This window comes from Streptomyces sp. NBC_00691, from assembly GCF_036226665.1.
GTDB lineage: Bacteria > Actinomycetota > Actinomycetes > Streptomycetales > Streptomycetaceae > Streptomyces.
This window is the reverse complement of sequence record NZ_CP109007.1, coordinates 4,382,281-4,408,871: the sequence shown is the minus strand read 5'-3', so window position 1 is coordinate 4,408,871 and position 26,591 is coordinate 4,382,281. Positions and strand designations below refer to the sequence as shown.

The following is a 26,591-nucleotide window of genomic DNA, read 5'->3' as shown; positions in this document are numbered from 1 at the left end:
TAACTATTGCAAGCAGCCGCTTGCAGGAGTCGCCCTCGCGAGTTCCCCCCACTCCCCTGCGGCCCCGTCATCCTCGGCGGGCCCCAGGAGCCCGTCGTCACCCGCAGCCACAGGGTGGCCCGTGCAGCCCCGGCGGCCCCCGTAATCCCCGTGATCTCCGCCGCCGCTGCTGCGAGACTGGGCCGCATGGACACGACGGCGGGGCGCTTCCGGGCGGCGGTCAGGGAATGGGCGGCCGACGGCGCGGCGGCTTCGGCGGCCGCCGACGTCGCGCGCGAACTCGCGGCCGGCACCGAGCTGCGTACCGCCGTGCTCGTGGAGGGGGTCAGCGACCACGTCGCGCTCGACGCGCTCGCCGCCCGCCACGGCCGCTCCCTCGACGCGGAGGGCATCGCCGTCGTTCCGCTCGGCGGGGCGACCAACATCGGCAGGTTCGTGCACCTGCTCGGGCCCCAGGGGCTCGGCGTGACGCTGGCGGGCCTGTGCGACGCCGGCGAGGAGGGCCACTTCTCGCGCGCGCTCGAACGCGAAGGACTCGGCCACGGGCTCGGCCGCGCCGGCATGGAGCCGCTCGGCTTCTACGTGTGCGACGCAGACCTGGAGGAGGAGCTGATCCGCGCCCTGGGCGCCGAGTCGGTGCAGCGGGTCGTCGACGCCCAGGGCGACCTGCGGGCCTTCCGCATCTTCCAGAAGCAGCCCGCCCAGCGGGAGCGGGACGTCGAGCGGCAGCTGCGGCGCTTCATGGGCACCATCAGCGGCCGCAAGAGCCAGTACGCCCGTTCGCTGATCGACGCCCTCGACCTCGCCGAGGTACCCCGCCCACTGGACCGCCTGCTCGCCCACGTGTCGGCGCCCGCGAACCGGCAGGCCTGACCCGGCGGCGGGCCGCCGTGCCATGCTGGTGGGCGTGGCACTGGAGGACCTGGTTCGGCTGCGCCGGGCGCGGGACGTGATGGATCGCGACTACGCGCTGCCGCTCGACGTCCCCGCACTCGCCTCCGTCGCCCTGATGTCGACCGGGCACTTCGCCCGCAGCTTCCGCGCCGCCTACGGCGAGACCCCGTACAGCTACCTCATGACCCGGCGCGTCGAGCGGGCCAAGGCCCTGCTGCGGCGGGGCGACATGAGCGTCACGGACGTCTGCTTCGCCGTCGGGTGCACCTCGCTCGGCTCCTTCAGCTCCCGTTTCACCGAACTCGTCGGTGAGACGCCGTCCGCCTACCGGGCGCGGCGCCACGAGGACGGGGCCGCGATCCCGGCATGCGTCGCGAAGGTCCGTACCCGGCCGGTCCGGAGATCATGAGCCCGCGCATCGATCAGTTCCGGAGAAGCGGAAACCTGTGGTCCGCCGTAGCTTCGAAGGCATGAACGTCAAGCTCTCGCAGTGCTTCATCGCAGTCGACGACCACGACAAGGCCCTCGCCTTCTACCGCGACGCCCTCGGTCTCGAGGTGCGGAACGACGTCGGTTTCGAGGGGATGCGCTGGGTGACCGTCGGGTCCCCCGCACAGCCGGACGTGGAGATCGTCCTCGAACCGCCGCTCGCCGACCCCAACGCCTCCCCCGCCGACCGGCAGGCCGTGGCCGAGTTGCTCGCCAAGGGCATGCTGCGTGGCGTGATCTTCTCCACCGAGGACGTCGACGCCACCTTCGAGCACGTCCGGGCGGCCGGCGGCGAGGTCCTCCAGGAACCGGTGGACCAGCCGTACGGCGTCCGCGACTGCGCCTTCCGGGACCCGGCGGGCAACATGCTGCGCTTCACCCAGCCCCGCTCCTCCTGACGTCCACGACACCCTGTCGGCCTCGGGCGGACCGGCACGCCCGCCGCCGGGACGGAGACGTCGCGCGCCTCCGACACCTCCAGCGGCACCCAGTCTCGTAGCGCATCCCGCCCAGCGGTTCGCCTTCCTCGAACTCCCGCGCCGCGGCGATCCTCTCGACGGAGATGCCGACGCCGAGGACCTCCGTGGCGCCGACCCGCCCGCCGTACCGGCAGATGACACGAGAGGTCGGCGGGGCGACCCTCGTATCACCCCACACCGTTCGGTGTGGGGTGATACGAGGGTCGCTGTTCACCCCACCCAGGCGGCGAGCGCCGCGAAGTCCGGCGCCCTGAGCCCCCGCCGGGGATCCACCCGGTGGAGCAGTGCGCGGCCGGGATGGTGGGCGGCCACCCAGTCGCGGTCGGCCGCGCCGATCTCGTCGTCGACCCAGGCGAACGGCCGCCCGTCGGCCCAGGCCACGAGCCCCGGCGCCTTCCAGTGCACCCCGGGCGCGGGCTCGGGCCCGCCCTCGGGCCACCGGACCAGGGGCAGCGGTGGAAGCCCGAGGCGGGGCGCGACCCAGGCGTTCGCCTCGTCCTCCCAGGTCGTCGCCCAGACGAGCGCGTACGGGAGCGCCGCGAGCCGCGGTCCCTGCGCGGGGTCGAGCCGCGCGAGGAGCGGGCTCACCGACGGGGGCGGTGACGGTGCGTACGCCGGGTACCGCCCCCCGACCGCCCCGAAGGGGATGAGCGGGCCGTCGACGTCCAGGAAGAGCAGCGGGGTCACCATGGATCCATCCTGGCCGGGCCCGCCGCGGCCCACTCGTCCGCTTCGCGACAATCCGTCACGGATCGATCCTCGTTACCCTGGCAGGCATGACCGCCATGGCGCCCACCCGCACCGAGCCCGACCTCTCCTACCTGCTCGATCACACCAGTCACGTCTTGCGGACCCGGATGACCGCCGCGCTCGACGCGATCGGGCTCACCCCCCGGATGCACTGCGTCCTCGTCCACGCCCTGGAGGAGGAGCGCACCCAGGCCCAGCTCGCGGAGATCGGGGACATGGACAAGACGACCATGGTCGTCACGGTCGACGCCCTGGAGAAGGCGGGGCTCGCGGAGCGCCGGCCGTCGAGCACCGACCGGCGTGCGCGGATCATCGCCGTGACCGAGGCGGGAGCCGAGCTCGCCCAGGAGAGTCAGAAGATCGTCGACGGGGTCCACGAGAGCGCTCTCGCCTCCCTCCCCGACGATGCGCGCGCCGCCCTGCTGAAGGCCCTGAACCTGCTGACCACCGGCCATCTGGAGACTCCGGCCGAGAGCCCGAGGCCGGCCCGGCGGGCTCGTCAGCGCGGCTGAGGCGGACGCGCGACAGGCGCACGGCGCACGCGCGGCGGACGCACAGCGAACACGTCACCCCCCAAACTCGTTCCGTAAAAAATAGTCTGCAACAAAACCTTCTGCTAGCGTCACTCCTGTCGGCTCCACCGAACAGGAGTGATCCCCGTGCCCACAGCCCCGCGCACCTCCCCCGCCTCCCCCACTCCCGCTCCCGACAGCTCGCCCTCGGCGTCCTCGCCACCGGCATGCTCATGACGATCCTCGACGGCAGCATCGTCACCGTCGCGATGCCCGCCATCCAGAGCGACCTCGGCTTCACCCCGGCCGGCCTCAGCTGGGTGGTCAACGCCTATCTGATCGCCTTCGGCTCGCTCCTCCTCCTCGCCGGCCGCCTCGGCGACCTGATCGGCCGCAAGCGGATGTTCCTCGCGGGCACCGGGATCTTCACCGCCGCCTCGCTCCTCGCCGGGGCAGCCGCCTCCCCCGGCCTCCTCATCGCCGCCCGCTTCCTCCAGGGCGTCGGCAGCGCGATGTCCTCCGCCGTCGGCCTCGGCATCCTCGTCACGCTCTTCACCGTGCCGCGCGAACGGGCCCGCGCCATCGCCGTGTTCAGCTTCACCGGCGCCGCCGGCGCCTCCCTCGGCCAGGTCCTCGGCGGCATCCTCACCGACGCCCTCACCTGGAACTGGATCTTCTTCATCAACCTGCCCATCGGCCTCGCCACCCTCTTCGTGGCCCTCCGCGCCCTCCCCTCCGACCAGGGCCTCGGACTCAGGGCGGGTGCCGACGTCCTCGGCGCGGTGCTCGTCACGACCGGCCTCATGACCGGTATCTACGCCGTCGTCAAGATCGAGGAGCACGGAGCCGGTTCGGCGCACACCCTCGGCCTCGGAGCCCTGGCGCTCGCCCTCCTCGCCGGCTTCCTCGTCCGCCAGGCGAGGACCGCGAACCCGCTCATGCCGCTTCGGATCCTCCGCTCCCGCAGCGTCTCCGGCGCCAACGCCGTCCAGATGCTGATGGTCGCCGCCCTCTTCTCCTTCCAGATCCTCGTCGCGCTCTACCTCCAGAAGGTCCTCGGGTACGGGGCCGCCGAGACCGGTCTCGCGATGCTGCCCGCCGCGGCCGTCATCGGCGCCGTCTCCCTCGGCGTCTCGGCCCGCCTCATCGCCCGCTTCGGCGAACGGAACGTCCTGCTCACCGGCCTCGTCCTGCTCGTCGGCGTCCTCGGCCTGCTGGCCCGCGTCCCCGTCCACGCCTCCTACGTCACCGACCTGCTCCCCGTCATGCTGCTCGCCGCCGGCTTCGGCCTGGCGCTCCCCGCCCTCACCTCGCTCGCCATGTCGGGCGCCGAGGAGCGGGACGCGGGCCTCGCCTCCGGTCTCTTCAACACCACCCAGCAGATCGGCATGGCCCTCGGCATCGCGGTCCTCTCCACCCTCGCCGCCACCCGCACCGAGTCGCTGGCCGCGGCCGGCCGGCCCGCCGCCGAGGCCCTGACCGGCGGCTACCACCTGGCCTTCGCCGTCGGCGCCGGCCTCCTGCTCGCCTCTCTGGCCCTCGCCTTCACCGTCCTGCGCCGCCCCGGGAAGCCGGGGACGCCGGGCACGCCGGAGTCGGCGACGAAGACGAAGTCCCCCGCGACAATGGCGGTATGAGAGCCGACCGACTCGTCGCCGCCCTGCTCTTCCTCCAGACGCGGCAGCGCGTCACCGCCGCCGAACTGGCCGCGGAACTGGAGGTGTCCGAGCGCACCGCACGCCGGGATCTCGAAGCTCTCGCGAGCTCCGGGATCCCGGTGTACTCGCAGGCGGGCCAGGGCGGCGGCTGGTCCCTCGTCGGCGGAGCCCGTACCGATCTGACCGGCCTCACCGCCCCCGAGATCCGCGCGCTCTTCCTCCTCACCGGACCGGACACCGCCGCCGACCCCCGGACCAGGACCGCCCTGCGGAAGCTCGTGCGGGCCCTCCCCGCCACCCTCAGGGAAGGCGCCGAGGCGGCGGCCCGCGCGGGCGTCTCCGACAGCACGGACTGGGCGGGCACGGAGACGGAGGAGGCGCGACTGGCCCCGCTCCAGCGGGCGGTGGTCGACGCGCGGGAGGTCAGGATCGGATACGCCCGCCCCGGCCGGGAACCCCGCGAGCGCACCGTCCAGCCGCTCGGCATCGCCGCGAAGTCCGGGGTCCGCTACCTCGTCGCCGGCACCGAGAACGGCCTGCGGACCTTCCGGATCAGCCGGGTCGCCTCCGTCACCGAGACCGGCGCCCCCGCCGTACGCCCCGACGGCTTCGACCTCCCCACCGCCTGGCGCGCGCTCGCCGCCCGCATGGAGGACCGGATGGTCGCCGTGACGGTACGCGGCCGGGCCGCCCCCGGCACGGAGCCGGTCCTGGAAGGCCTGCTCGGCGGACGGATACGGTACGGGGAACGGGCCGCGGACGGCTGGGCCCCCTTCGAGGCCGACGGGCCCTCCCCCGAGGCGGCCGCCGCCCGGCTGGCCGGCCTCGGCGGCCGCGTGGAGCTCCTGGACCCGCCGGAGGCCCGTACCGCCCTGGCCCGCATCGGAGCCGAACTCACCCTGCTCTACGGCCGGTCGACTCCGCCAGGCACTCCGGAAGGTCCGCCTCGTGCACCAGGGTCAGCCGTGACACCGCCCGTGTGAGCGCCACGTACAGCCGGTTCGGTCCCCGTGTCCCGGCCGCCACGATCGCGGCCGGTTCGACCACGACGACATGGTCGAACTCCAGGCCCTTCACGACCGTCGCGGGAAGCACGGTCACCCGCTCCCCCGCCCCGCATCCCCGTACGGCCTCCGTCACCGGGCCCACCAGTCCGTCGGCCGTGATCACCCCGACCGAGCCCTCCGCCGCGAGCGCCGCGCGGACGGCCCCGGCGGTCGCGCCGGTCAGATCGAGGCGGTCCGTCGTCCGGACGACCGTCACCTCGCCGTCCCTGCGGACGGAACGCCCCACCGGCACGTCCACGCCCAGGTGCGGCAGGAGCCGGTTGGCGAGGTCCACGATGGCGGCCGGGACCCGGTAGCCGAGGATCAGCGGCACCACGGGCGCCCCGGCCCTGCCCAGGTGGGCCAGTTGCCCGTCCCAGTCGCGGGCCGCCCAGGGGGTGGTGCCCTGGGCGAGGTCGCCGAGCACGGTGAGCGAACCGAACTCGGTGCGGCGGGCGATCGCCCGGCACTCCATGGGCGAGAGGTCCTGCGCCTCGTCGACGACGACATGGCCGTAGCTCTCGGGCCGCTCGATCAGACCCGCGAGCTCGTCGAGGAGCACCAGGTCGGCGGCGGTCCAGCGCGCCGAACGGTACGAGCGCGGCGGCCGGTCCCAGCGGACGGCGGCCCGCTCGGCCGCCGTCAGGGCGGGGTCGGAGGGGTCGGCGAGGAAGGCCGCGAGCACTTCCTCCGGCACCGCCTTCGGCCAGCACGCGTCGAGGAAGGCCGTCACCGCCCGCGCCCGCTCGATCCGACGCGCCCAGGCCGCGCCCATCGGCCCCCACCGGCGCTCGGCCCGGAGCTGGAGTTCCCGCACGATCCGGGCGCGGACCCGCTCGCGGCCCGTCGCGTAGGGCGGCGCCTCCTCCCGTACGTCCGCGACGATCGCGGCGAGCTGCCCGGCCGGCAGCCGCCAGTGGTAGGAGCCGTCCGGCACCGCGAGGTCCGCCGCGGGCGCCGGGTCGACCCTGCCGTACAGCGCGCGGTGCAGCACCTCCGCCATCCGGGCGTCGTGCTTGACCCGGGCCGCCGCCTCGCCGTCCTCGGCGCGGACCGGGTGCCGGGCGATCTCGTCGTCGAGGGTCGCCTGGCGGACACCGGTCTCGCCGAGCGAGGGCAGCACCTCGGAGATGTACGCGAGGAACGCGCGGTGGGGGCCGAGGACGAGCAGCCCGGAACGCCGGATCCGCTGCGGATGGGTGTAGAGGAGGTACGCGGCCCGGTGCAGGCCCACGGCCGTCTTGCCGGTTCCGGGCGCGCCCTGCACGCACAGGGAGGCGGCCGGGCCGGAGCGTACGAGGTCGTCCTGCTCGGGCTGGATGGTGGCCGCGATGTCCCGCATCGGGCCCACCCGGGGGCGCTCGATCTCGCCGGCGAGCAGCGCGCTGACGGTCACCTCCCCGCCGGCCGTGAGCCGTTCGTCCTCGAGTGCGGTCAGATCCTCCGAAGCGCCCTCGCTGTACGGGGCCCAGCCGAAGCGGCGGCGCCGCAGCACGCCCTGCGGGTCGTGGGCGCCCGCCTGGTAGTAGGCGCGGGAGACGGGCGCGCGCCAGTCGACGACGAGGGGCGGGGCGGCCGGGTCCTCGCCGATCCGGCGGCGGCCGATGTGGTGGACCTGACCGTCGTCGAGGTCGAGGCGCCCGAAGAACAGCGGCCCGGGCGGCTGCTCCCGCATCTCCTTCGCGCGGCTGCGCAGATGGCGGCCGAGCGCCTCGGCGTCGGCGCCGGACGCTGCGGTGTCCTCGCCGGTGACGACCTGTTCGGCGACGTCCTCGGTCATCCGGATCAGGGCGGCGCGGCAGGCGTCGTGGTGGCAGCGTTCGCGAGCGAGCTCGGAGGTGAGGGAGCCGAGGCCGGGGTCGGGTACGAGTTCCGGTGACGTCATTCCGACAAGCCTAACGGAAAACGTTACCGGGTTACATTTTTTACTTGTCTACGTGATCCGTGTCCCGTCGCGCCGCCCATCCGCGCTAATACGGAAGCCCCTCCCGCAGCGCCCGGAACGCCAGCCCCGCCGCCGCCACCGCGTCCGCCTCCACCGCGTCGGCCGTCTCCCCGGCCGCGATCCGGGCCGTGTTCTCCTCCGCGAGGACCCGGAGCACGGTCACGATCTGCCCGGCGGCGAGCCGGGCGAGGAGCGGATCCGCGCCCGGGCCCCCGGAACCGGCGGCCAGCGCGTCCGCCAGCGCCGCCTCCGACCGCACGCGGTACGCGTGGAGGCGGCCGACCAGGGCCGGCGTGCCGTACAGCAGCCGGAGGTACGCCAGGACCGACGGGTGATCACAGAGCCCGGTGACCGGGTCGCGCCGGGCGAGGCCGTCGAGCAGGTGCGCGGACAGCGCGTCGAGCGGGTCCGCACCGGTACGGCGGCCCGCCTCCACCACCCGGGCCGACTCGTCCTCGTGATCGGCGAACCGGTGGAGGACCAGGTCCTCCTTGGCGGGGAAGTAGCGGAACAGGGTCGGCTTCGAGACCTCGGCGGCGGCCGCCACCTCGGCGACCGAGACGGCGTCGAAGCCGCGCTCCAGGAAGAGCGCGACGGCCGCGTCCGACAGGGCCCGACGGGTCCGCTCCTTCTTCCGCTCGCGCAGCCCCGGGGCCGCGACGGACTCGTCGCTCACGAGGCACACCCTTCCACCAGCACGGCGACCCCGTCCAGGATCCGGGTGAGGCCGAACCGGAACTCGACCTCGGGCGCGTCGCCCTCGTCCATCACGCCCGAGTCCAGCATGCGCGCCACCTCCGGGTACCTCTCCGGGTCGGCGAGCCGCCGCAGGGTGCGGCCGTAGCGGGCGACGACCTCCTCCGGGGCCGCGTCCCCGGAGGCGATGACGGTGGCGAGGTCGGCCATGACGAGGGCGTCGCTCCGGACGAAGCCACCGACCAGCAGGGTCACCGAGATCTTGGCGCCCGCGTCGAGGCCGGTGTCCCGCAGGGCGACGAGGGCCCGCTCCCACCAGGCGACCAGGTTCGGCGTCGCGGGCGGGCCCGAGACGGGGAGCCGCAGCAGCCAGAGGTTGCGGAGGTAGACCTCGCGGATCCCCCAGGCCCAGGCCTCCAGCGCCGCGCGCCAGTCGGTGCCGGGCGGGAAGAGTTCGGGCGGGGCGCCGGTGGCGGCCTCCTGCATGAGGACGTACAGCTCGCTCTTGGCGGAGACGTACCGGTAGAGCGACATGGTCGAGGCGCCGAGCTCCTTGGCGACCCGGCCCATGGAGACGGCGCCGATCCCCTCGGCCGAGGCGAGGGAGACGGCCGCGTCGACGATCCGGTCCAGGGTCAGACCGGGCTTGGGCCCCTTCGAGGGGCGCTCCCGCAGCCCCCAGGCCGCCTCGATGCCCGGCGGGAGAAAGCTCCCGCCCTCACCTTCGCCGCCCCTGCCGCCGTCCGCCATGACCCGCCTCCACCTCGCACGCTTGACGCCCATCCTAGTAATGCGTAACCCTTACGCAGTAACGCGTACGGCATACGCAGTACGGATCGAGGCGTACCCCGTCACCCACCCGCGTCACCCACCCGCCCAAGGAGCACCCATGCCTCCGGCCATCGAAGCCACCGGCCTGACCAAGACCTACGGAGACCTCCGCGTCCTCGACGCCCTCGACCTCCACGTCCCGCGCGGCACCGTCTTCGCTCTCCTCGGCCCCAACGGCGCGGGAAAGACCACGGCCGTCCGCATCCTCGCCACCCTCACCACGCCCGACGCCGGCCACGCGCGCGTGGCCGGGCACGACGTCGTCACCGCGCGCTCCCGGGTCCGCCGCGCGATCAGCCTCACCGGACAGTTCGCCGCCGTCGACGAGAACCAGACCGGCTCCGAGAACCTCTGGACGGCGGCCCGGCTCTCCGGGCTCTCCCGCCCCGCCGCCGCCCGCCGCGCCGCCGGACTCCTCGACCGCTTCGGGCTTACCGAGGCCGGCGGCCGCCTCACGAAGACGTACTCGGGCGGGATGCGCCGCCGTCTGGACCTCGCCGCCGGTCTCGTCCGCGACCCCGGAACGATCCAGGTGATGTTCCTCGACGAACCCACCACCGGACTCGACCCACGCAGCCGCCAGGAGCTGTGGCAGGCCGTCCGCGAACTCTCCGACGCAGGCACGACGGTCTTCCTCACCACCCAGTACCTGGAGGAGGCGGACCGGCTCGCCGACCGGATCACGGTCCTCGGCACGGGCCGCACCCTCGCCGAGGGCACCCCCGCCGAACTCAAGGCCCGGTACGCCGCCCACCGCCTCGACGTCGTGGCGTCCGACGGGCCGGGCTACGCGCGGCTCACCGACCGGACGGGCCCCTCGGCGACCCGCGACCCCGAGACCCGCACGCTCGGCATCCCCACCGACGGCACCGCCGCCCACGTGCGGGAACTGCTCGACGGCCTCGACCCCGAGCGCCGGGACATCTCCCGCTTCGGACTGCACACGGCCACGCTCGACGACGTCTTCCTGACCCTCACCGCCGACAAGGAGCCCAGCCGTGTCTGACACGCTCACCGCCGCGAGCACCCTCGCCGGGCGCGGCATCCGCCTCAGCCGCCGCAACCTCGACGCCGTCATCACCTCGATGATGCTGCCGATCATGCTGATGCTGGTCTTCGTCTACCTCTTCGGCGGAGCCATCGACACCGGCACCCGGTACGTCACCTACGTCGTCCCCGGCGTGCTCGTCCTCTGCGCCGGGTTCGGCGCCGCGAGCACCGCCCTCTCCGTCAGCGAGGACATGCGGCTCGGGGTCGTCGACCGCTTCCGCACGCTCGACATCGGCGGGACGCCGTTCCTCGCCGGGCACGTCGCCGCCGCCGTCACCCGCAACGCGCTCTCCACCACGCTCGTCCTCGGCGCCGCCTTCGTCATCGGCTTCCGTCCGACCGCATCGGCGGGCGGCTGGCTCGCGGCGATCGGACTCCTGCTCGCCTACATCACCGCCGTGTCATGGCTCTCGGCGGCGATCGGCCTGGTCACCAGAACACCCGAGGCGGCCGGGGCGGTCACGTTCTTCATGATGTTCCTGCCCTATCCGAGCAGCGCGTTCGTGCCGATCGAGACCATGCCGAGCTGGCTGCACGGCTTCGCCGAGCACCAGCCCGTGACCCCGCTGATCGAGTCGATGCGGGGCCTGCTGCTCGACCGGCCGGTGGGCGACTCGCCCTGGATCGCGCTGGGTTGGTGCACGGGCCTGCTGGCCCTGGCGGTCGCCGCGTCCGGCTTCCTCTTCCGGCTCCGGACCCGCTGACGGGCGGAACCTCAGAAGATGTCGGGTGAGAAGGGCCGCAGCGGCGTACGGAACAGCAGGTCGGCGCGGACGGCCGCGCCGGCCGTCAGCTCCTCGATCCGCCCGAGCCGGTGGAGCCGTACCGCCGACTCGTCACCGAAGGCGAGGACCCCCAGCTCGGCGATGTCGAAGGCCAGATCGGCGGACTCGTCCGTACGCGCGCAGGAGACGCCCTCCGGGGAGGCGTCGAGCCGGTAGCGCCCGCCGGCGAGCCCGTCCCCGTCCCGCAGGTCGAGCACGATGCCGTCGGTCACCGGGTACGTCCGGCTCTCCAGGACCCGGACGACGTCGAGGACCCGGACCCACAGCATGTCCGCGTACGTCAGCAGCTTCGCGGCGCGCGGATCCGGCAGAAGCAGCGGCAGCGGGTCGTCGGGCGCCCGGTAGCCGGAACGGACCGTGGTGATCCAGTCGACGGAGCAGAGGTAGTGCCACAGGGCGCGCTCGGAGGCCGGGGTGACGGCGATCAGGTCCCGCACGGTCGCCGTGTTCATCGGCTGCTTGGCGTCGTCCCACTTGTCGTCGGCCGTGTACGCCACGTACCCCTCGACCTCGCCGGACTCCGCGCGGTACACCGCGTAGTAGGGCTCCCGCCACGGCTCGTCCGACACGGCACGGCCGGTACCGACGTCCCAGCCGCGCGCGGTGCGGTCGGTCACGCCGGCGCGGACCCCGGCGAGCCGGGCGTACACCTCGGGGCCGATCTTGCGGATCTCGTCGGCGTCGGTCAGATCGATCCGGCCGCCGTCCTCGGGGCGGCCCGATCGGCGCGGATCGAGTCCGGTCCGGCCGACGTCCACGCTCCACGCGGCCGTCGAGCTCGCCGGACCGAAGCCGTAGCGCCCGTAGATCGGGTACTCGGCGGCGATCAGGGTGGCGATCGCGTCGCCCCGCTCCCTCGCGGCGGCGAGATCGGCGCTCATCATCCGGCGGAGCAGTCCGCGCCTGCGGTGCGTCGGGGCGACGGTGACCTGGGTGATCGCGTCGGCGGTGAGGCTGCCGCCGCCGACCGTGCTCACCTCCTGCCGGAAGGACCGGAAGGTCGCGACGGTCCGGCCGCGGTCGTAGGCCCCGAGCGTCCGGGCGAGGTCGAGATGCGGCAGCCGGTCGGCGACCACCTCCTCCGACACGACGGGCGGGTTGAGGAACCCGGTGCGCAGGGCACGGTGCCAATCAGGGAACTCGGACTCCGTCACCGCGCGTACGTCGACAGTCATCCTTCGACCCTACGCAGGGCCCCGAGGGACCCGCACCCGAGTTTTCCCGGCGGTCCTCCACGGCCCCGCGGCCCCGGCCTCCACGGCCCCGCGGCCGGTCTCAGCGGCTCCTCGGCCCGCCTCCGCGGCTCACGCCAGCAGATCGTCGACCTGCGCCTCGCCCTCCCGGTAGCGGCGGGCGATCTCGGCGCTGCAGTCGTCGGCGGTCCGCTGGAGGTGCTGCCGGCGGCGGGAGATCTGCTGCTCGTACCCGGCGAGCCGCCCCATCCCCGCGTGCAGCTCGTCGTCCGTGCGGGCCGTGAGGTCCGACAGCTCGACCTCCGACAGCATCTCGGACGCGAGCCGCCGGTACTCCTCGCCGCGCGGCGTCGACAGCGTCACGTGCCGGGCCGACGAACGGTGCCGCGAGGGCACGTCGGCGAGGATCTCGGAGAGCCGGTCGAGGACCGGGGCCTCCGGGTCGGTCCGTCGCGCCAGCTCGGCCCGCAGGATGTCGATCCGGCCCTGGAGCATCCGGCGCACGTAGCTCAGGTCGGCCTCGTCGCTCTGCGCGTCCCGGCGCAGGGCGCGCAGCTCGGGCAGCCGCAGCGCGCCGAGCTCGGGCTGGGTCCGGTCCGGCAGGGCGGGTTCGGCGGTCCTCTGTACGGGTGGGCGCGTGGCCGGGCCTCCGCCCGGTCCACCGCCCCTGGTTCCGGCGCGGATCAGCGGTACGGGGCCGGACGGCGTCGGCCCGGTGCCAGGTGCACTCATGAGAATCGTCCCCTCGACCGGTGCGGAGCCGCACCGCCTGACACGCATCGTGCCACTCATGCATGTGCGCGTGCAGGCGCTCTGCACCCGTTCGGCCCCTCATCCGCCGGACTGGTCACCACTCGGTAGGTTGGGGCGTATGCGTGCAGTGGTGCAGAGGGTGGACGGCGCGAGCGTCGTCGTCGCAGGGGAGACCGTCGGTGAGATCACCGGCGAGGGCTTGTGCGTACTGGTCGGGGTGACCCACGACGACACCCCGGAGAAGGCCGCCCAATTGGCCAGAAAGCTCTGGTCCGTCCGGGTACTGGACGACGAGAAGTCCTGCTCGGACGTGAACGCGCCGCTGCTCGTCATCTCCCAGTTCACGCTGTACGGCGACGCCCGCAAGGGCCGCCGCCCCACCTGGAACGCGGCCGCGCCCGGCCCGGTGGCCGAGCCCCTCGTGGACGAGGTCGTGGCCCGGCTGCGCGCACTGGGCGCGCACGTGGAGACGGGCCGGTTCGGAGCGGACATGCGCGTCTCGCTCACGAATCACGGCCCGTTCACGGTGCTGCTGGAGGTCTGAGGCCTCCGGACGGCCCCAGGTCCTGGTCCTGTCGTCAGTGACGACAGGACTCAGGGCTCGACCACGGTCTCCTGGGCGGCGGCCGTCGTCCCCGCGATCAGCGGGGCGTCCACCGGCACGTTCCGCTTCACCAGGGCCAGGGCGATCGGTCCCAGCTCGTGGTGGCGGACGGAGCTGGTCACGAAACCGAGCTGGCGGCCCTCCTCGCCGTCGGCGGCGAGCCGCAGCGGGGTGCCGTGCCCGGGCAGCAGCACCTCGCTGCCGTCCAGGTGCAGGAAGACCAGGCGGCGCGGCGGCTTCCCCAGGTTCTGCACCCGGGCGACGGTCTCCTGGCCCCGGTAGCAGCCCTTCTGCAGGTGGACGGCGCTGCCGATGAGGCCGACCTCGTGCGGGATGGTCCGGTGGTCGGTCTCGAAGCCGAGCCGGGGCCGGTGGGCCTCGACGCGCAGCGCCTCGTACGCGAGGATGCCGGCGGCCGGGCCGTGCGAGGCCCCGAAGGCCTCCAGGTCCGCGCGGGGCAGGAAGACGTCACGGCCGTGCGGGGTCTCCCGTACGACCGCTCCACCGGGCACCTCGGCGATCGAACCGGCCGGGAGATGGACCACGGCGATCTCGTCCGTACGGTCGGCGACCTCGACCCGGTAGAAGAACTTCATCGACTCCAGGTACGCGACGAGCTCCTCGCGCGTCCCCGGCTCGACGTGGGCCCACACCGTCTCGCCGTCGTCGACGAGGTACAGGGCGTGCTCGATGTGCCCGTTCGCCGAGAGGATCAGCGCCTCCGTGGCCTGTCCGGGCGCGAGGTCGGTCATGTGCTGGGTCACGAGCAGGTGCAGCCAGCTCAGCCGGTCGCCGCCGGTGACGGCGATGACACCGCGGTGCGAGAGGTCGACGAAACCGCGTCCGTCGGCGAGGGCGCGCTGCTCACGGAACAGGTCGCCGTAGTGCGCGGCGACACCTTCGTCGCGGCCTTCCGCGGCGACGGCGCCGGGCAGGGACAGCAGAGGGCTGGTCGTTGAATGTCGCTGCATGGGGCAAGCCTACGACTCGCTGTCCAGCGCCTTCCGCGTGCAGTCCGCACACCGCCCGAAGATGGCGAAGTGCTTCATGTCGGTCTCGAAGCCGAAGGTCTCCCGGAGCTTCCCGGTGAACTCGGCGGCCACCTCGACATCCGCCTCGATCACCTCGGAGCAGTCCCGGCACACCAGGTGCAGATGGTGGTGCCGGTCGGCGAGGTGGTACGTCGGAGCCCCGTGCCCCAGATGGGCGTGGCTCACCAGCCCGAGCTCCTCCAGGAGCTCCAGGGTCCGGTAGACGGTGGAGATGTTCACCCCGGACGCGGTCCTGCGGACCTCGACGAGGATGTCGTCGGGCGTCGCGTGCTCGAGCGCGTCGACGGCCTCCAGGACGAGCTGACGCTGCGGCGTCAGCCGATAGCCGCGCTGCCGCAGGTCGCTTTTCCAGTCGGTACTCACCACGCCCCCCAGTGTAGGAGGGCGTGGCGCTCAGCCCCAGGGCCTAGCGGAAGAAGGCGATGCCGTCGTCGGGCAGGTCGCCCAGGTTGCGGGCCATGTCCGCGACCTCTTCCGGCGTCACGACCTTCTTCAGGTGCGCCGACATGTACGGCCGGAGCGGGACCTCGGGGGTCGCCTTCTCGCCCACCCACATGAGGTCGCTCTTGACGTAGCCGTAGAGGCGCTTGCCACCGGAGTACGGGCCGGAGGCCGCGGTCCGGGCGACGGCGTCCGTGGCCAGGTCGATCTGCGGCTTCTGGTCGGCCAGCTCGCCGTACCAGATCTCGACGATGCCCTGGTCGCGGACCATGACGACCTCGACCTTGCGGTCCTTGTCGATGCGCCAGTAGCCGCTCTCGCTCTCCAGCGGACGGACCTTGTTGCCCTCGTTGTCCAGGACCCAGGAGTGGGACGCGTACTCGAGGAAGTCCCGGCCGTCGTGGCTGAAGGTCACGGACTGCCCGAAGTTGCACTTCTCGGCGCCGGGGAAGTCGGAGACGCCCGCGCCCTCCCACGTGCCGAGCAGGAACGCGAGGGGGACGAGGTCCGGGTTGAGGTCGGACGGGATCTCGATCATGAGCAGCTCTGGCGTTCTCTAGAAGTGGTTGGCGAGAAGGATTAGCGCTGGCCCTGGTACAGCTTCTTCACGGCCAGACCGGCGAAGGCGATCACGCCGACGGCGACCAGGACCAGGAGGATTTCGAAGAAGATGATCACAGGGTGCTCCTCGACTGAGCGGTGAAGGCGGAACGGGCCGGACCCCAGCTTAGTGGGCGGGGCCCGGGCCCACTCGGTGAGGTGGGTCTCGCAGGCTGTGACCGGTGCGGCGACTAGCCGAGCAGCTGCGCCTGGAGCGCCACCGTCTGCTGGAACGGAACGGCGAGCGTCCCGCCCTTACGGGTCTGGGTGACGACCGCGAAGGTGTCGCCGGCCTGGATGTAGGACCAGCGGGTCTGCTGCGGGCCGAACGGCTCCATCTCCTTGTAGGAGTACACGGAGAGGTTCGGTACGTCGACGTCCTGGGTGGACGTGTCGATCTCCGCCTCGTCGACGCCGAGGGGCAGTCGGCGGCTCTGGGAGATCTCGCGCGTGACGTCGTCCTTGAACGCCTCGGAGAACGCCACCGAAGAGAACCGCAGCAGGTGGATCCGGGTGGTCGTGCCGTCCGGCGTGGTCCAGCCGCGGGCCGCGACGTGCCGGAGCGCCGACTCCGCCATGTACTCCTTCACCTCGCGCCGGTCCTTCTCCGCCAGCAGTGCGAGGTACGAGTCGAGGCCGGTCCAGCCGCCCTTCGACTTCGGGTCCACCGTGGCGCCCGCCGGGGCGGGCAGCAGGAGCTGCCGCAGGTCGGCGTGGTGGATCTCGGCGACGTTGCCCTCCGTCCACGGGCGGGGAGCGTCCGCGGGAAGCGCCGGAAGGGTGAGCTTCGGGTACTCCCAGCGGCCGTCGGACTCGGTCGCGAGCCCCGGCACGTCGGTGCGGTCCATGGCGGTGATCCCCATGGCCGTACCGGTGCCGGCACCGGCGAGGACGAGGACGGCGGCGGTCCAGCGGGCGATGCCCCGGACCAGCGGCCGACGGGACTTCTTCGGCTTCTCCGGCTTCTCCGGCTTCTCCGGCACGGAGGCGGAGGCCTGCACCTGCACCTGCGGCGGGGCAGGGGCCGGGGCCGCCGGGGCCTCGGGCTGGGGCAGGGTCTGCTCGGTCATACGTACTCCCCCGGGGATGCGATGTGGTCGAGCTGCTGCGTCAGCAGCTTCGCCACGCGGGCCTTGTCGAACGGCTTGGCACCGGCCGCCTTGACGGTGACGAAGACCTCGGAGTCGTACGCGAGGCAGAACATCTGCTCCAGCGCCGCGGCCCGCTCCTTCTTGTCCAGCGAATCGTCGACAGGCGCGAGGTAGCAGACGGCGTTCCCGTGGTCCTTCACCTTGGGCCCCTTCGGGAACTCCAGGAACTCCATGACCTCCTTGCGCAGTCGGTAGCTGTCCTTGATCCGCTTCTTGTCCTTCATCCGCGCCAGCTCCACGGAGACGACGACGTCGTTCTCCAGGTTGGCGAAGGAGCGGACCCCGATGCCCTGGATGCCGAGCTTCTCGACGTTCTTCTCGAAGGTGCGGCGCTTCTTCCCGGAGAGCCCCTCGCCCGACTGCTTCATCAGGGCGGTCGCCTCCGCGGCACCGAGCTCGCCGTCGTTGCCGTACAGCTCCTCGTCAGGGCCGAACTCGTACCCCTCGGGGAGCGGCAGGAGGAGCTTGCTCAGCGGCGTTCCGGTCTCGCCGCGGGCCAGCGGCGCGGCCGGGTCGTCGTTCCGCGCGGGCTTCCCGGCCGCGCCCCACACCTGCGTCGGCGCGGTGCGGTCGGCGGAGGAGACGGTGACCGCGGTGTAGGCGACGCCGCCGCCGATCAGGCCGAGGACGAGCACCGAGGGCAGGACGACCCCGAGCAGGACCCGGCGGGCACCCGGCTTCGCCACGGGCCCGGCCACGGCTGCGGGCGCCGCTTCGGGCGTGGCTGCCGCCGCGGGCGCAGGGTCGGTCACGGGTTCGGTCACGTCGTTCCGGTCCTCTCTCACAGGCGCCCCAGCTGTCGCTCGGCCAGCGAACGGATCTCCGTCGCGGAGACCTTCTTGGTGTCGATGACGTAGATCTCCACGGCGATGTCGCCGCGGTAGAAGTAGGCCCTGGCCTCGTAGAGGTCCAGGTAGCCGGCCTTCTTCCGCACCGGGAAGACGTAGTAGCGGCCGTTGGCCGAGCCCTTGAGCTCCGTGCCCTCGCTCTCGGCGAAGTCCTCCTCCGGCATGTAGGCCTGCTGGTCCTCGACGAACTCCTGCGCGCCGAGGACGTCGCCGGCGCGGTACTGGACCAGCCGGATCTCGGTCTCCTTGTACTCGCCCGTCGCCCAGGACGTGACCGCGATCCGCCGGATGCCCATCTCCAGCTGGTCGTCGAGAGCGTTGTCGGGCCTGTTGAACTGCGAGGCGAACGTGGAGACCGCCATCCAGCCGTCGGCATCGGCGAACTCGGGCTTCTTCGCCCCGGCGGGTCTCGTCAGGAGCAGCTTCCGCAGGTCTCCCTGCGCCTTCGCCCTGAGGTCCTCGGAGGCGGGGAGCGGCTTCGCCTTCTGCCCCTTCGGAAGCGCCTTCGCGGGGTACGCGAGACCCGGCTGGTTCAGGGCGGGCAGCGCGGTCGGTTCGCGCTCCGCCTGGATGCCGTAGCCGACGGCCGTACCGCCGACGAGGCCGATGACGGCGGCGACGGCGATCAGCCCGGCGGTACGGAGCCCGCGGCGGCGGGTCCGTCCGGCGACGGGCTCGGCCGTCGCCTCCGCGGCAGGCTCGGCGGGCGGTGCCGCCGGCTCTGTGACCGGCTCTGTGACCGGCGCTGCGACCGGCGCTGTGACCGGAGCCACATCCTCCGGCGTGGCCCGCGGCATGACCGGCGGCGCGGTCTCCGTTCCCGGCTCCGGGTCCGGCGGTGGTGCCGTTTCCGGATTTCGGGTGCTTTCTTCGTTGCTCAAATGTCCCCCCACGAGACCTGAAGCGCGGATTCCGTCATCCGCGCACCCACCAGACACGTGGGGGACACCGGGGGTTGCGGTGCCGCACATTACAGTTCGGCATATGCCGAAGAAGCTCGTGATCAAGGTGACCGCGGGGGCCGAGGCCCCCGAACGCTGCTCCCAGGCCTTCACGGTGGCCGCCGTGGCCGCCGCCAGCGGCGTCGAGGTCTCGCTCTGGCTGACCGGCGAGTCCTCGTGGTTCGCCCTCCCCGGCCGCGCCGCCGAGTTCGAGCTCCCGCACGCCGCGCCGCTCCCGGACCTCATCGACGGGATCGTGGCGGGCGGCGGGCGCATCACGGTCTGCACGCAATGCGCGGCCCGCCGTGACATCGAGGAGAAGGACCTCCTGGAGGGCTTCCGCATCGCCGGCGCCCAGTTGTTCGTGCAGGAGGCGATGGCGGACGGGACGCAGGCGCTCGTCTACTAGGGCCTGCTGTCAGGGCTCCCGGCGTTTCCTGCCGTCCAGCTCGTCCCACCACTCGTCCGACTTCGGGTCGCCCGAGGGGTCGTCCCACCAGCGGTCCTCCGGGCCCCGGCGGTTCGCGACCATCGCGGCGACCGGCGGGATGACCATGGCGACCACGCACATGCCGATCGCCACCGGCATCGAGAAGAGGCGCACGACGGCCCAGGCGCCGACGAACAACAGCAGGCAGGCGCCCATCATCCAGAAGTAGACGTGGCGACGTCGTGCGTACACACCTTCAGGGTACGACCGAAGGGCCGTGCCTCAAGTCCTGGAAATGGCGTCCAACCCCCCAGGAGGCACGGCCCTTCGGCCGGTACGGTGTCGCGGATCAGACCGCGATGGCGACCTCGGCGAGGCCACCGTGCTGCGCCACGACCTGGCGGTCGGCGGTGCCGCCGGGGACCAGGGCACGGACGGTCCAGGTGCCCTCGGCCGCGTAGAAACGGAACTGGCCGGTGGCGGAGGTCGGGACCTCGGCCGTGAACTCGCCGGTCGAGTCCAGGAGGCGGACGTAACCGGTGACGGGCTGGCCGTCCTTGGTCACGAAGCCCTGGATGGTGGTCTCACCGGGCTTGATCGTCGAGGCGTCGGGGCCGCCGGGCTGCGCTCCACACATGTCGTTCTGTCCTTACGGTCGAGGGGTCCGGAGGAGGGAGGGTCCGGGGTTACTTGTTGGCGCCGAGCTCGATCGGCACGCCGACGAGGGAGCCGTACTCGGTCCACGAGCCGTCGTAGTTCTTGACGTTCGAGACCTCGAGCAGCTCGTGCAGCACGAACCAGGTCAGTGCGGAGCGCTCACCGATGCGGCAGTAGGCGATGGTGTCCTTCGCCAGATCGACCTGCTCGTCCTCGTAGAGGGCCTTGAGCTCGTCGTCCGACTTGAACGTGCCGTCGTCGTTGGCGTTCTTCGACCACGGGATGTTGCGGGCGCTCGGCACGTGGCCGGGGCGCTGCGACTGCTCCTGCGGGAGGTGCGCCGGGGCGAGCAGCTTGCCGGAGAACTCGTCGGGCGAGCGGACGTCGACCAGGTTCTGGGCGCCGATCGCGGCCACGACGTCGTCGCGGAAGGCGCGGATCGAGGAGTCCTGGGCCTTGGCCTTGTACTCGGTGGCCGGGCGGGCCGGGATCTCGGAGCCGTCGACCAGGTCGCGGGAGTCGAGCTCCCACTTCTTGCGGCCGCCGTCGAGGAGCTTCACGTCCTGGTGGCCGTAGAGCTTGAAGTACCAGTAGGCGTAGGAGGCGAACCAGTTGTTGTTGCCGCCGTAGAGGACGACCGTGGTGTCGTTCGCGATGCCCTTCGCCGACAGGAGCTTCTCGAAGCCCTCCTGGTCGATGAAGTCGCGGCGGACCGGGTCCTGCAGGTCCTGGGTCCAGTCGATACGGATGGCGTTGCGGATGTGGTTCTTCTCGTAGGCCGAGGTGTCCTCGTCGACCTCGACGAGGGCGACCTGCGGGTTGTCGAGGTTGGCCTCGACCCAGTCCGCGTCGACCAGGACGTCGCTGCGAGCCATGCTGTTCTCCTCCGGGGCAGTGTGCGGCGGTGTGGTGCGGGTGTGCGATGTGGTGCGGTACGCCTCGTCGCGGGCGGCTCGTCGGGTGACGTGTCAGGGACGTGTCGGGCAAGCGGACGTGCGTGACGGACGTGCGTACGGCTACACGGGGCGGCCCCGACCGCGGTCGGAGGGCCTGAGGAATACGGGAGTGGTGAGTCCCGCTCAGACGGAGCGACAGAGCATGGCGGCGACGCGGCACAGGTCTACTGCCCGCCGCTTCGTGAGATCCGCCTGTCGCTTCATGCCTCGATCGTAGGGACGGACAGGCGGCCGTGTCACCGGCGTGTCGTATTTTGAGACGCGATCGTCCGAGATGCGAGACGCGATCACCCTGCGAAACAGCTCCGGACGCCTCCGTACCGAGGCGTCCGGTTCTGATTCTGCTGGTCGGACAGCGGTGTCTCAGCATGTGACCAACGGGTACACGCCGGGGGCCGCCCGGAGGGCTCCACGGGGCCGTCAGCCCGCCAGGACGACGTCCTTGCCGGCCACGGTGACGGCCAGACCGTCCGGCCTCGGCTCGACCTTCTCCACCTTCATCCCGGCGATCACGCCGATCGGCCGCTCGAAGTCGGTCCGGGCGCGGACCAGGTCCTCGATGCCCGGGATGCCCTCACCGGGCACCTCGTCGGCACGGACCCGGATCGTGTCGCCGTTCACCACGGTCACCGTCGAGACGACCGTACGGGTCAGGGTGCGGCCCATCACCTTCACACCGCCGGTCACCTTCACCTTGCCGTTGCCGCCGTAGGCGACGGTGGCCTCCTGGTCGGAGGCGGCCGTGAGGTCCGCGTACGAGATCAGGGCGGTGCCGCTCGCGGAACCCGCCTTCGCGCCCGCCCAGTCGCCGGTCACGGTCACGTCCCGCAGCGCCACGGTCAGCTCGCCGACGCGGATGCGCTTGCTGCCGGCCTGCGCCCGGACGCCGGTCGCCTTCACGTCGACCTCGTCGAAGTGCTTGCCGGCGACCTGGGTCAGGAACGGGAAGCCCTTGATGTCGACCTCTATCGCGTCGCTGTCGACGGAGGCCAGCTTCACCCGGCCCGCCGCCTCGTCCTCGGCGTACGCCACGGCCAGCCGGTCGATCCCCACCAGGACCCCGCCCAGCACGACGGCCACGATCAACAGAATCCGCAGTGCTCGCATGGGCTGTGCGTCCCCCCACTGGAAATGGATGTGTTCCGGCCCCCCGACACGAAGATCGACGCGTCGGGGGGCCGGTTGGTTCCCCCGCGGGTTCCGCGAGGTCCCGACGACAGGACCCGGGGGGTCAGGCCAGGACCCGGCCCAGCAGGTAGACGGCGGGTGCGGCGGCCGTCAGCGGCAGCGCCACACCGGCCGTCATGTGCACGAAACGGGACGGGTAGTCGTAGCTCGCCACCCGCAGGCCGACCAGCGCGCAGGCCCCGGCCCCGAGGCCGAGCAGCGCACCGGAGGAACCCAGGCCGGTGAGACCGCCGGCGGCGATCCCCGCGCCCGCCGACGCCAGCAGCCCGGCGACCAGGGAGACGGGTCCGGGCAGCGGGAGCGCCCGGGCGAGGACGGCCGCGGCGACCGCGGCCCCGCCGACGACGACCGCGTCCGGGTCGGCGCCCAGGTGTCCGGTGGCGACGACGGCGAGGGCGGCCGAGGCGATGGTGGCCATCAGGCCGTACATGCGCTCGTCCGGGTCGGCGTGGCTGCGCAGCTGGAGGACCAGGCAGAGCAGCACCCAGACGCCGAGCGTGCCGAAGATCGCGGCGGCCGCGTTCTCCCGGCCGGTGACGAGCAGGACGGCGTCGGCGGCCAGGCCGCCGGCGAAGGCGAGGGCGATGCCCTGACGGGCGGGCCACATGCCGTTGAGCCGGAACCAGCCGGCGGCGGTGAGGCCCTGGAGCAGCACGAGCGGGACGAGGAGTCCGTACGTGCCGAGGGCGGCGCCACCCGCGAGCAGCAGTCCGAGGACGGCGGTCAGCGCGGCGGGCTGCATCCCCGGCGCGATGATCGGCGAGCGGCCCTCGGCGCGGGCGCGCTGGGCGTCGGTGACGCGGGTGTTCCCGGAGGTGGTCGGCGAGGACCAGCCGGGACCCGCCTCACCGGAGGCCGCGGGCGGCGCCGGAGCGGGCTCCACGACGGGGGCGGGAGCGGGAGCCGCCACCGGCTGGGGCTGCGCCTGGTACTGAGGCTGCTGCTGCGGCTCCGTGTAGGAGGCGGCGGGCGTCCCGTACGACTCGTACGAGGCCTGACCCGGCGCGTACGTCTCGTACGGCTGCTGCTGGGGCTGGTGGGGGTGCTGCTGGTAGGCCTGCTGGGACTGGGGGGCCTGCGCGGCCCGCGCCCGGTCGGCCTGGACCTGCTCGTACGTGACGGCCGGCTGGAACTGGGTGTCCCAGGTCTGGCCCTCCCACGTCTGCGTGACGTCGGGGCCCTGCTGCTCCTGGTGCCCGTTCCCGGTCCCGTTCGCGTGCCCGTTCGCGTACGGGTCGTACTGCTGACCGCCGTAGTACTGGTCGTTGCTCATGTGCTGGGGTTCACCCTCCTGCGAACGGGGGGAGCACCTCGACCGTGCCGCCCTCGGCAAGCCGTACCGTCTCATGGCTCCGGGTCCCGACGGGGTCGCCGTCGACCAGGAACGAGCACCGCTTGAGGACCTGGACGAGCTCGCCCGGGTGCTTCGCGCGGGCCGCGTCGAGGGCCTCGGCGAGGTGCTCGGCGGTGTACGGCTCCTCCGCGACACCGGCGGCGGCCTTGGCCGCGGCCCAGTAGCGGATGGTTCCCGCTGCCATAGCGGCGCTCCCTTCGTTCGTGTGCGCGCCGCCCCCCATGATGGGCTATGCGCGTGTGAGCCAGTCCCCGAGCCGGGCGAGCAGCTCCTCGTCCGCCGCGTTCTCGGCGTGGCCCATCCCCCGTTCCAGCCACAGTTCCGCCTCGCCCGCCCCGGCGAGCATCCGGGGGTGGTCGAGCGGGAAGTACGCGTCCCGGTCGCCGTGCACGATCAGCAGGGGGGTCGGTGCGATCAGCGGCACCGCCTCCACGGGAGAGAGGGGTACGGGGTCCCAGGCGCGCCGGTCGATCCGGGTGCGGAACCCGTACCGCCCGACGAGGCGGCCCGCGGGCCGGGTGACCACCCAGTGGACGCGGCGCATCGGCGCCGTCCCCCGGTAGTACCAGCGGGCGGGCGCGGAGACGGCGGCCACCGCGTCGGCGCGTCCGTCCGTCTCCCGGGCGAGGGCCGCGTGGCGCAGGACCACGGAGCCGCCCATGGAGAAGCCGACCGTCGCCACGCGCGCGTGGCCGAACTCACGTGCCCAGCGGACGGCGGCGGCCAGATCGAGGACCTCCCTGTCACCGAGGGTGGAGAGGCCGCCGGAGGCGCCGTGCCCCCGGAAGGAGAAGGTGATCACGGCCGCGCCCCGCTCGCCGAACACCCGTGCGGCGCGGCGGACGGCGGGGCGGTCGGCCGACCCGGTGAACCCGTGCGCGACGACGACCGCCGTATCGGTGACACTGACCGAAGAGGGTTCGTAAACCGCCTCGATCCGGACATCGTCATCCGTACGCAACATTGCCCGACGGGAGCCGGGAGTGATCAGGGAGACATCCGCCATATGAAATCCGCCCTCTCCCTCTGAACTCATGTGGGCTATTCTCCTTGGCAGAGGATCCGGGCGACGCAGCCCCCGGGTCCTTTTGCGTTTTCCGACCGTTGTTACGGACGGATGAACAAAAGCTCTCGGGGCGCGGGAGCCCGCAGTGATCCGTACGAAGCAGTGCACGTCCTCGCAGGGACCGAGGAGGAACCGACGTTATGAGCGAGCGACCGAAGCACGACCGACCGACGGCAGGGACGGCAGGTGGTGCGCGATGAGCGCCTTGCTGCTCCTGACCAACGCTCTCCAGCCTTCCACCGAGGTGCTGCCCGCCCTCGGCCTGCTCCTGCACAACGTCCGGGTCGCCCCGGCCGAGGGCCCCGCCCTCGTGGACACCCCCGGCGCGGACGTGATCCTCGTCGACGGGCGGCGCGACCTCCCACAGGTCCGGTCGCTCTGCCAGCTGCTCCGCTCCACGGGGCCCGGCTGTCCGCTCATCCTCGTCGTCACCGAGGGCGGTCTCGCGGCCGTCACCGCCGACTGGGGCATCGACGACGTCCTCCTCGACACGGCGGGACCCGCCGAGGTCGAGGCGCGGCTGCGGCTCGCGATGGGCCGCCAGCAGATCGTCGCGGACGACTCCCCCATGGAGATCCGCAACGGCGACCTGTCGGTCGACGAGGCGACGTACAGCGCGAAGCTCAAGGGCCGGGTCCTGGACCTGACCTTCAAGGAGTTCGAGCTCCTCAAGTACCTGGCCCAGCATCCGGGCCGGGTCTTCACCCGCGCGCAGCTCCTGCAGGAGGTGTGGGGGTACGACTACTTCGGCGGCACCCGAACGGTCGACGTCCACGTACGGAGGCTGCGGGCCAAGCTCGGCCCCGAGCACGAGTCGCTCATCGGCACCGTGCGCAACGTCGGCTACCGCTTCGTCACCCCCGAGAAGGTCGAGCGGGCGGCGGAGGAGGCGCGCGCCAAGGCCGATGAGGCCCGTGCGCAGGAAGAGGCGCGTGCGGCCGCCCGCGTCAAGGACGCCACGGGGGACATCACCCCCCTGGCGGACAGGAACGTGGCAGATGCCACAGTGCGACCTGCCGGTAGGTAGGTCACCCCGCGTAGACTGCCGCGCGTGGCCAAGGTGACGCGGGATGACGTAGCTCGACTGGCAGGTACCTCGACCGCGGTCGTGAGCTACGTCATCAACAACGGACCCCGGCCGGTCGCCCCGGCCACGCGCGAGCGTGTCCTCGCCGCGATCAAGGAGCTGGGCTACCGCCCCGACCGGGTCGCCCAGGCGATGGCGTCCCGGCGCACGGATCTCATAGGCATGATCGTGCCGGACGCGCGGCAGCCGTTCTTCGCGGAGCTGGCGCACGCGGTGGAGCAGGCCGCCGCCGAGCGCGGGAAGATGGTGCTGGTCGGCAACTCCGACTACCGCGACGAGCGCGAGGTCCACTATCTGCGGGCCTTCCTCGGCATGCGGGTCTCCGGACTGATCCTGGTCAGCCAGGGCATGAGCGAGCGGGCCGCGAGCGAGGTCGAGGCCTGGGACGCGCGCGTCGTGCTGCTGCACGAGCGGCCCGAGGCCCTCGACGACGTCGCCGTCGTCACCGACGACATCATCGGCGCCCAGCTCGCCACCCAGCACCTCCTGGACCACGGCTACCCGTACGTGGCCTGCATGGGCGGCATCCCGAACACCCCGGCCGTCGGCGACCCGGTCGCCGACCACGAGGAGGGCTGGCGGCGGGCCATGCTGGAATCGGGCCTCTCGATCGAGGGCCGGCTCTTCCAGGCCCCGTACAACCGCTACGACGCCTACCAGGTGGCCCTCAAGCTGCTCGCCGGCCCGGACAGGCCGCCGGCCATCTTCTGCTCCACCGACGACCAGGCCTTCGGCGTGCTGCGGGCGGCGCGCGAGCTGCGCATCGAGGTGCCTTCCGAGCTGGGCGTCGCGGGCTTCGACGACGTGAAGGAGGCGGGGCTCACCGACCCGCCGCTGACCACGGTCGCCTCGGACCGGCCGGCCATGGCACGCGCGGCCGTGGACCTGGTCCTGGACGACTCGCTCCGTGTGGCGGGCTCGCGCCGCGAGCGGGTGAAGGTGTTCCCGTCGTCGCTGGTCGTCCGCCGCTCCTGCGGCTGCGACGGCGGCTGAGCCGGGCGGGCCCGTCCCGCTTCACGACAGAGCCCGTACGGTCGGCGTCCGCCGCCTCCGTACGGGCTCTTCGCGTGGGGTGGCGGGCGTCAGAAGCCGCCGTTCGGCTTCCCCTTCCCGTTCCGGCCGGCCCGCGCCGCCG

31 protein-coding genes are annotated in these 26,591 nt (G+C 72.7%); 12 read left to right on the top strand and 19 right to left on the bottom strand.

Going from position 1 to position 26,591, the window contains the following annotated elements; all coding sequences use genetic code 11:
* Positions 1 to 186 precede the first annotated feature (186 nt).
* From OG392_RS19945 to OG392_RS19935, 3 genes are all read left to right on the top strand, one after another.
* A complete protein-coding gene (locus OG392_RS19945) occupies positions 187 to 873 on the top strand; it encodes a TOPRIM nucleotidyl transferase/hydrolase domain-containing protein (RefSeq protein ID WP_329281261.1) in 687 nt (228 codons plus the stop codon).
* 22 nt (positions 874 to 895) lie between these two features.
* Positions 896 to 1,303, top strand: a complete 408-nt coding sequence (locus OG392_RS19940; protein WP_329281259.1) for a helix-turn-helix transcriptional regulator — start codon at positions 896 to 898, stop codon at positions 1,301 to 1,303.
* A 61-nt stretch (positions 1,304 to 1,364) separates the two neighbouring features.
* Positions 1,365 to 1,781 carry a VOC family protein gene (locus tag OG392_RS19935; protein ID WP_266967640.1) on the top strand — a complete coding sequence of 139 codons (417 nt, stop codon included), beginning with the start codon at positions 1,365 to 1,367 and terminating at the stop codon, positions 1,779 to 1,781.
* Between the two features lie 291 nt (positions 1,782 to 2,072).
* Here OG392_RS19935 and OG392_RS19930 read toward each other — a convergent pair whose 3' ends face one another.
* Positions 2,073 to 2,552 (bottom strand): hypothetical protein, encoded by a 480-nt coding sequence (locus OG392_RS19930; protein WP_329281256.1) that lies wholly within the window; start codon positions 2,550 to 2,552, stop codon positions 2,073 to 2,075.
* Between the two features lie 86 nt (positions 2,553 to 2,638).
* On the opposite strand from OG392_RS19930, the gene OG392_RS19925 reads away from it, so the two are divergent.
* The 3 genes from OG392_RS19925 to OG392_RS19915 all read left to right on the top strand — a co-directional run bounded on the left by OG392_RS19925 (position 2,639) and on the right by OG392_RS19915 (position 5,765).
* Positions 2,639 to 3,124 carry a MarR family winged helix-turn-helix transcriptional regulator gene (locus OG392_RS19925; RefSeq protein ID WP_329281254.1) on the top strand — a complete coding sequence of 162 codons (486 nt, stop codon included), beginning with the start codon at positions 2,639 to 2,641 and terminating at the stop codon, positions 3,122 to 3,124.
* A 227-nt stretch (positions 3,125 to 3,351) separates the two neighbouring features.
* Entirely contained in the window at positions 3,352 to 4,761 is a 1,410-nt protein-coding gene (locus OG392_RS19920) for an MFS transporter (RefSeq protein ID WP_329281252.1), read from the top strand.
* Entirely contained in the window at positions 4,758 to 5,765 is a 1,008-nt protein-coding gene (locus OG392_RS19915) for a helix-turn-helix transcriptional regulator (protein WP_329281250.1), read from the top strand. Before OG392_RS19920 ends, OG392_RS19915 begins: the two co-directional genes overlap by 4 nt.
* On the opposite strand, the gene OG392_RS19910 is transcribed toward OG392_RS19915, so the two are convergent.
* From OG392_RS19910 to OG392_RS19900, 3 genes are all read right to left on the bottom strand, one after another.
* The gene (locus OG392_RS19910; RefSeq protein WP_329281248.1) at positions 5,677 to 7,713 is read right to left on the bottom strand and encodes a HelD family protein; all 2,037 of its coding nucleotides are present in this window, start codon (positions 7,711 to 7,713) and stop codon (positions 5,677 to 5,679) included. The two genes, OG392_RS19915 and OG392_RS19910, sit on opposite strands and share 89 nt — an antisense overlap.
* Positions 7,714 to 7,798: 85 nt before the next feature.
* Positions 7,799 to 8,449: a TetR family transcriptional regulator gene (locus OG392_RS19905; RefSeq protein WP_329281246.1), complete on the bottom strand. Its 651-nt coding sequence runs from the start codon at positions 8,447 to 8,449 to the stop codon at positions 7,799 to 7,801.
* Entirely contained in the window at positions 8,446 to 9,219 is a 774-nt protein-coding gene (locus OG392_RS19900) for a TetR/AcrR family transcriptional regulator (RefSeq protein WP_329281244.1), read from the bottom strand. The genes OG392_RS19905 and OG392_RS19900 overlap by 4 nt, the downstream gene beginning before the upstream one ends.
* A 139-nt stretch (positions 9,220 to 9,358) precedes the next feature.
* On the opposite strand from OG392_RS19900, the gene OG392_RS19895 reads away from it, so the two are divergent.
* The gene (locus OG392_RS19895) at positions 9,359 to 10,306 is read left to right on the top strand and encodes an ABC transporter ATP-binding protein (RefSeq protein WP_329281241.1); all 948 of its coding nucleotides are present in this window, start codon (positions 9,359 to 9,361) and stop codon (positions 10,304 to 10,306) included.
* Positions 10,299 to 11,054: an ABC transporter permease gene (locus OG392_RS19890; RefSeq protein ID WP_329281239.1), complete on the top strand. Its 756-nt coding sequence runs from the start codon at positions 10,299 to 10,301 to the stop codon at positions 11,052 to 11,054. The genes OG392_RS19895 and OG392_RS19890 overlap by 8 nt, the downstream gene beginning before the upstream one ends.
* Positions 11,055 to 11,065: 11 nt before the next feature.
* On the opposite strand, the gene OG392_RS19885 is transcribed toward OG392_RS19890, so the two are convergent.
* On the bottom strand, positions 11,066 to 12,310 hold the full coding sequence (locus OG392_RS19885) for a GNAT family N-acetyltransferase (RefSeq protein WP_329281237.1): 1,245 nt from the start codon (positions 12,308 to 12,310) through the stop codon (positions 11,066 to 11,068).
* Between the two features lie 129 nt (positions 12,311 to 12,439).
* Positions 12,440 to 13,060 (bottom strand): RsiG family protein, encoded by a 621-nt coding sequence (locus OG392_RS19880; protein WP_329281235.1) that lies wholly within the window; start codon positions 13,058 to 13,060, stop codon positions 12,440 to 12,442.
* A gap of 139 nt (positions 13,061 to 13,199) precedes the next feature.
* On the opposite strand from OG392_RS19880, the gene dtd reads away from it, so the two are divergent.
* The gene (dtd, locus tag OG392_RS19875; RefSeq protein ID WP_329281234.1) at positions 13,200 to 13,625 is read left to right on the top strand and encodes a D-aminoacyl-tRNA deacylase; all 426 of its coding nucleotides are present in this window, start codon (positions 13,200 to 13,202) and stop codon (positions 13,623 to 13,625) included.
* Positions 13,626 to 13,675: 50 nt separating this feature from the next.
* Here dtd and ygfZ read toward each other — a convergent pair whose 3' ends face one another.
* The 6 genes from ygfZ to OG392_RS19845 all read right to left on the bottom strand — a co-directional run bounded on the left by ygfZ (position 13,676) and on the right by OG392_RS19845 (position 18,550).
* Positions 13,676 to 14,656: a CAF17-like 4Fe-4S cluster assembly/insertion protein YgfZ gene (ygfZ, locus tag OG392_RS19870; RefSeq protein WP_329281232.1), complete on the bottom strand. Its 981-nt coding sequence runs from the start codon at positions 14,654 to 14,656 to the stop codon at positions 13,676 to 13,678.
* 9 nt (positions 14,657 to 14,665) lie between these two features.
* Positions 14,666 to 15,103, bottom strand: a complete 438-nt coding sequence (locus OG392_RS19865) for a Fur family transcriptional regulator (protein ID WP_055600541.1) — start codon at positions 15,101 to 15,103, stop codon at positions 14,666 to 14,668.
* 40 nt (positions 15,104 to 15,143) lie between these two features.
* A complete protein-coding gene (locus OG392_RS19860; protein ID WP_329281229.1) occupies positions 15,144 to 15,716 on the bottom strand; it encodes an FABP family protein in 573 nt (190 codons plus the stop codon).
* Positions 15,717 to 15,969: 253 nt separating this feature from the next.
* A complete protein-coding gene (locus tag OG392_RS19855) occupies positions 15,970 to 16,848 on the bottom strand; it encodes a hypothetical protein (RefSeq protein WP_329281227.1) in 879 nt (292 codons plus the stop codon).
* Positions 16,845 to 17,693: a hypothetical protein gene (locus tag OG392_RS19850; protein WP_329281224.1), complete on the bottom strand. Its 849-nt coding sequence runs from the start codon at positions 17,691 to 17,693 to the stop codon at positions 16,845 to 16,847. Before OG392_RS19850 ends, OG392_RS19855 begins: the two co-directional genes overlap by 4 nt.
* 17 nt (positions 17,694 to 17,710) lie before the next feature.
* A complete protein-coding gene (locus OG392_RS19845) occupies positions 17,711 to 18,550 on the bottom strand; it encodes a hypothetical protein (protein WP_329281222.1) in 840 nt (279 codons plus the stop codon).
* Positions 18,551 to 18,761: 211 nt separating this feature from the next.
* Here OG392_RS19845 and OG392_RS19840 point away from each other — a divergent pair, with 211 nt between their 5' ends.
* On the top strand, positions 18,762 to 19,127 hold the full coding sequence (locus tag OG392_RS19840; RefSeq protein WP_329281221.1) for a DsrE family protein: 366 nt from the start codon (positions 18,762 to 18,764) through the stop codon (positions 19,125 to 19,127).
* Between the two features lie 9 nt (positions 19,128 to 19,136).
* On the opposite strand, the gene OG392_RS19835 is transcribed toward OG392_RS19840, so the two are convergent.
* From OG392_RS19835 to OG392_RS19805, 7 genes are all read right to left on the bottom strand, one after another.
* The gene (locus tag OG392_RS19835; RefSeq protein WP_329281219.1) at positions 19,137 to 19,400 is read right to left on the bottom strand and encodes a DUF3099 domain-containing protein; all 264 of its coding nucleotides are present in this window, start codon (positions 19,398 to 19,400) and stop codon (positions 19,137 to 19,139) included.
* Positions 19,401 to 19,497: 97 nt separating this feature from the next.
* The gene (locus tag OG392_RS19830) at positions 19,498 to 19,785 is read right to left on the bottom strand and encodes a DUF1416 domain-containing protein (RefSeq protein WP_015035121.1); all 288 of its coding nucleotides are present in this window, start codon (positions 19,783 to 19,785) and stop codon (positions 19,498 to 19,500) included.
* A gap of 49 nt (positions 19,786 to 19,834) precedes the next feature.
* A complete protein-coding gene (locus OG392_RS19825; protein ID WP_329281216.1) occupies positions 19,835 to 20,680 on the bottom strand; it encodes a sulfurtransferase in 846 nt (281 codons plus the stop codon).
* A 501-nt stretch (positions 20,681 to 21,181) separates the two neighbouring features.
* Positions 21,182 to 21,868, bottom strand: coding sequence for an LmeA family phospholipid-binding protein (locus tag OG392_RS19820; RefSeq protein ID WP_329281214.1), 687 nt, complete (start codon positions 21,866 to 21,868; stop codon positions 21,182 to 21,184).
* Between the two features lie 124 nt (positions 21,869 to 21,992).
* Positions 21,993 to 23,222 (bottom strand): hypothetical protein, encoded by a 1,230-nt coding sequence (locus tag OG392_RS19815; protein ID WP_329281212.1) that lies wholly within the window; start codon positions 23,220 to 23,222, stop codon positions 21,993 to 21,995.
* Positions 23,223 to 23,232: 10 nt separating this feature from the next.
* The gene (locus tag OG392_RS19810; protein WP_030323286.1) at positions 23,233 to 23,487 is read right to left on the bottom strand and encodes a MoaD/ThiS family protein; all 255 of its coding nucleotides are present in this window, start codon (positions 23,485 to 23,487) and stop codon (positions 23,233 to 23,235) included.
* Positions 23,488 to 23,532: 45 nt separating this feature from the next.
* Complete coding sequence (locus OG392_RS19805; RefSeq protein WP_329281209.1) at positions 23,533 to 24,339, bottom strand: alpha/beta hydrolase; 807 nt, start codon at positions 24,337 to 24,339, stop codon at positions 23,533 to 23,535.
* 226 nt (positions 24,340 to 24,565) lie between these two features.
* On the opposite strand from OG392_RS19805, the gene OG392_RS19800 reads away from it, so the two are divergent.
* Positions 24,566 to 25,396: a response regulator transcription factor gene (locus OG392_RS19800; protein ID WP_329281207.1), complete on the top strand. Its 831-nt coding sequence runs from the start codon at positions 24,566 to 24,568 to the stop codon at positions 25,394 to 25,396.
* 24 nt (positions 25,397 to 25,420) lie between these two features.
* Entirely contained in the window at positions 25,421 to 26,449 is a 1,029-nt protein-coding gene (locus OG392_RS19795; protein ID WP_329281205.1) for a LacI family DNA-binding transcriptional regulator, read from the top strand.
* Positions 26,450 to 26,591: the final 142 nt, after the last annotated feature.

Bases quoted from the DNA above. Each gene is read 5' to 3' on its own strand.
- OG392_RS19925 (WP_329281254.1), top strand. From the start codon at position 2,639: ATGACCGCCATGGCGCCCACCCGCACCGAGCCCGACCTCTCCTACCTG.
- OG392_RS19945 (WP_329281261.1), top strand. From the start codon at position 187: ATGGACACGACGGCGGGGCGCTTCCGGGCGGCGGTCAGGGAATGGGCG.
- OG392_RS19820 (WP_329281214.1), bottom strand. From the start codon at position 21,868: ATGCGAGCACTGCGGATTCTGTTGATCGTGGCCGTCGTGCTGGGCGGG.
- dtd (WP_329281234.1), top strand. From the start codon at position 13,200: ATGCGTGCAGTGGTGCAGAGGGTGGACGGCGCGAGCGTCGTCGTCGCA.
- OG392_RS19800 (WP_329281207.1), top strand. From the start codon at position 24,566: ATGAGCGCCTTGCTGCTCCTGACCAACGCTCTCCAGCCTTCCACCGAG.
- OG392_RS19840 (WP_329281221.1), top strand. From the start codon at position 18,762: ATGCCGAAGAAGCTCGTGATCAAGGTGACCGCGGGGGCCGAGGCCCCC.
- OG392_RS19935 (WP_266967640.1), top strand. From the start codon at position 1,365: ATGAACGTCAAGCTCTCGCAGTGCTTCATCGCAGTCGACGACCACGAC.
- OG392_RS19900 (WP_329281244.1), bottom strand. From the start codon at position 9,219: ATGGCGGACGGCGGCAGGGGCGGCGAAGGTGAGGGCGGGAGCTTTCTC.
- OG392_RS19920 (WP_329281252.1), top strand. From the start codon at position 3,352: ATGCTCATGACGATCCTCGACGGCAGCATCGTCACCGTCGCGATGCCC.
- OG392_RS19940 (WP_329281259.1), top strand. From the start codon at position 896: ATGCTGGTGGGCGTGGCACTGGAGGACCTGGTTCGGCTGCGCCGGGCG.
- OG392_RS19910 (WP_329281248.1), bottom strand. From the start codon at position 7,713: ATGACGTCACCGGAACTCGTACCCGACCCCGGCCTCGGCTCCCTCACC.
- OG392_RS19885 (WP_329281237.1), bottom strand. From the start codon at position 12,310: ATGACTGTCGACGTACGCGCGGTGACGGAGTCCGAGTTCCCTGATTGG.
- OG392_RS19860 (WP_329281229.1), bottom strand. From the start codon at position 15,716: ATGATCGAGATCCCGTCCGACCTCAACCCGGACCTCGTCCCCCTCGCG.
- OG392_RS19930 (WP_329281256.1), bottom strand. From the start codon at position 2,552: ATGGTGACCCCGCTGCTCTTCCTGGACGTCGACGGCCCGCTCATCCCC.
- OG392_RS19895 (WP_329281241.1), top strand. From the start codon at position 9,359: ATGCCTCCGGCCATCGAAGCCACCGGCCTGACCAAGACCTACGGAGAC.
- OG392_RS19810 (WP_030323286.1), bottom strand. From the start codon at position 23,487: ATGGCAGCGGGAACCATCCGCTACTGGGCCGCGGCCAAGGCCGCCGCC.
- OG392_RS19855 (WP_329281227.1), bottom strand. From the start codon at position 16,848: ATGACCGAGCAGACCCTGCCCCAGCCCGAGGCCCCGGCGGCCCCGGCC.
- OG392_RS19825 (WP_329281216.1), bottom strand. From the start codon at position 20,680: ATGGCTCGCAGCGACGTCCTGGTCGACGCGGACTGGGTCGAGGCCAAC.
- OG392_RS19915 (WP_329281250.1), top strand. From the start codon at position 4,758: ATGAGAGCCGACCGACTCGTCGCCGCCCTGCTCTTCCTCCAGACGCGG.
- OG392_RS19815 (WP_329281212.1), bottom strand. From the start codon at position 23,222: ATGAGCAACGACCAGTACTACGGCGGTCAGCAGTACGACCCGTACGCG.
- OG392_RS19830 (WP_015035121.1), bottom strand. From the start codon at position 19,785: ATGTGTGGAGCGCAGCCCGGCGGCCCCGACGCCTCGACGATCAAGCCC.
- OG392_RS19880 (WP_329281235.1), bottom strand. From the start codon at position 13,060: ATGAGTGCACCTGGCACCGGGCCGACGCCGTCCGGCCCCGTACCGCTG.
- ygfZ (WP_329281232.1), bottom strand. From the start codon at position 14,656: ATGCAGCGACATTCAACGACCAGCCCTCTGCTGTCCCTGCCCGGCGCC.
- OG392_RS19805 (WP_329281209.1), bottom strand. From the start codon at position 24,339: ATGAGTTCAGAGGGAGAGGGCGGATTTCATATGGCGGATGTCTCCCTG.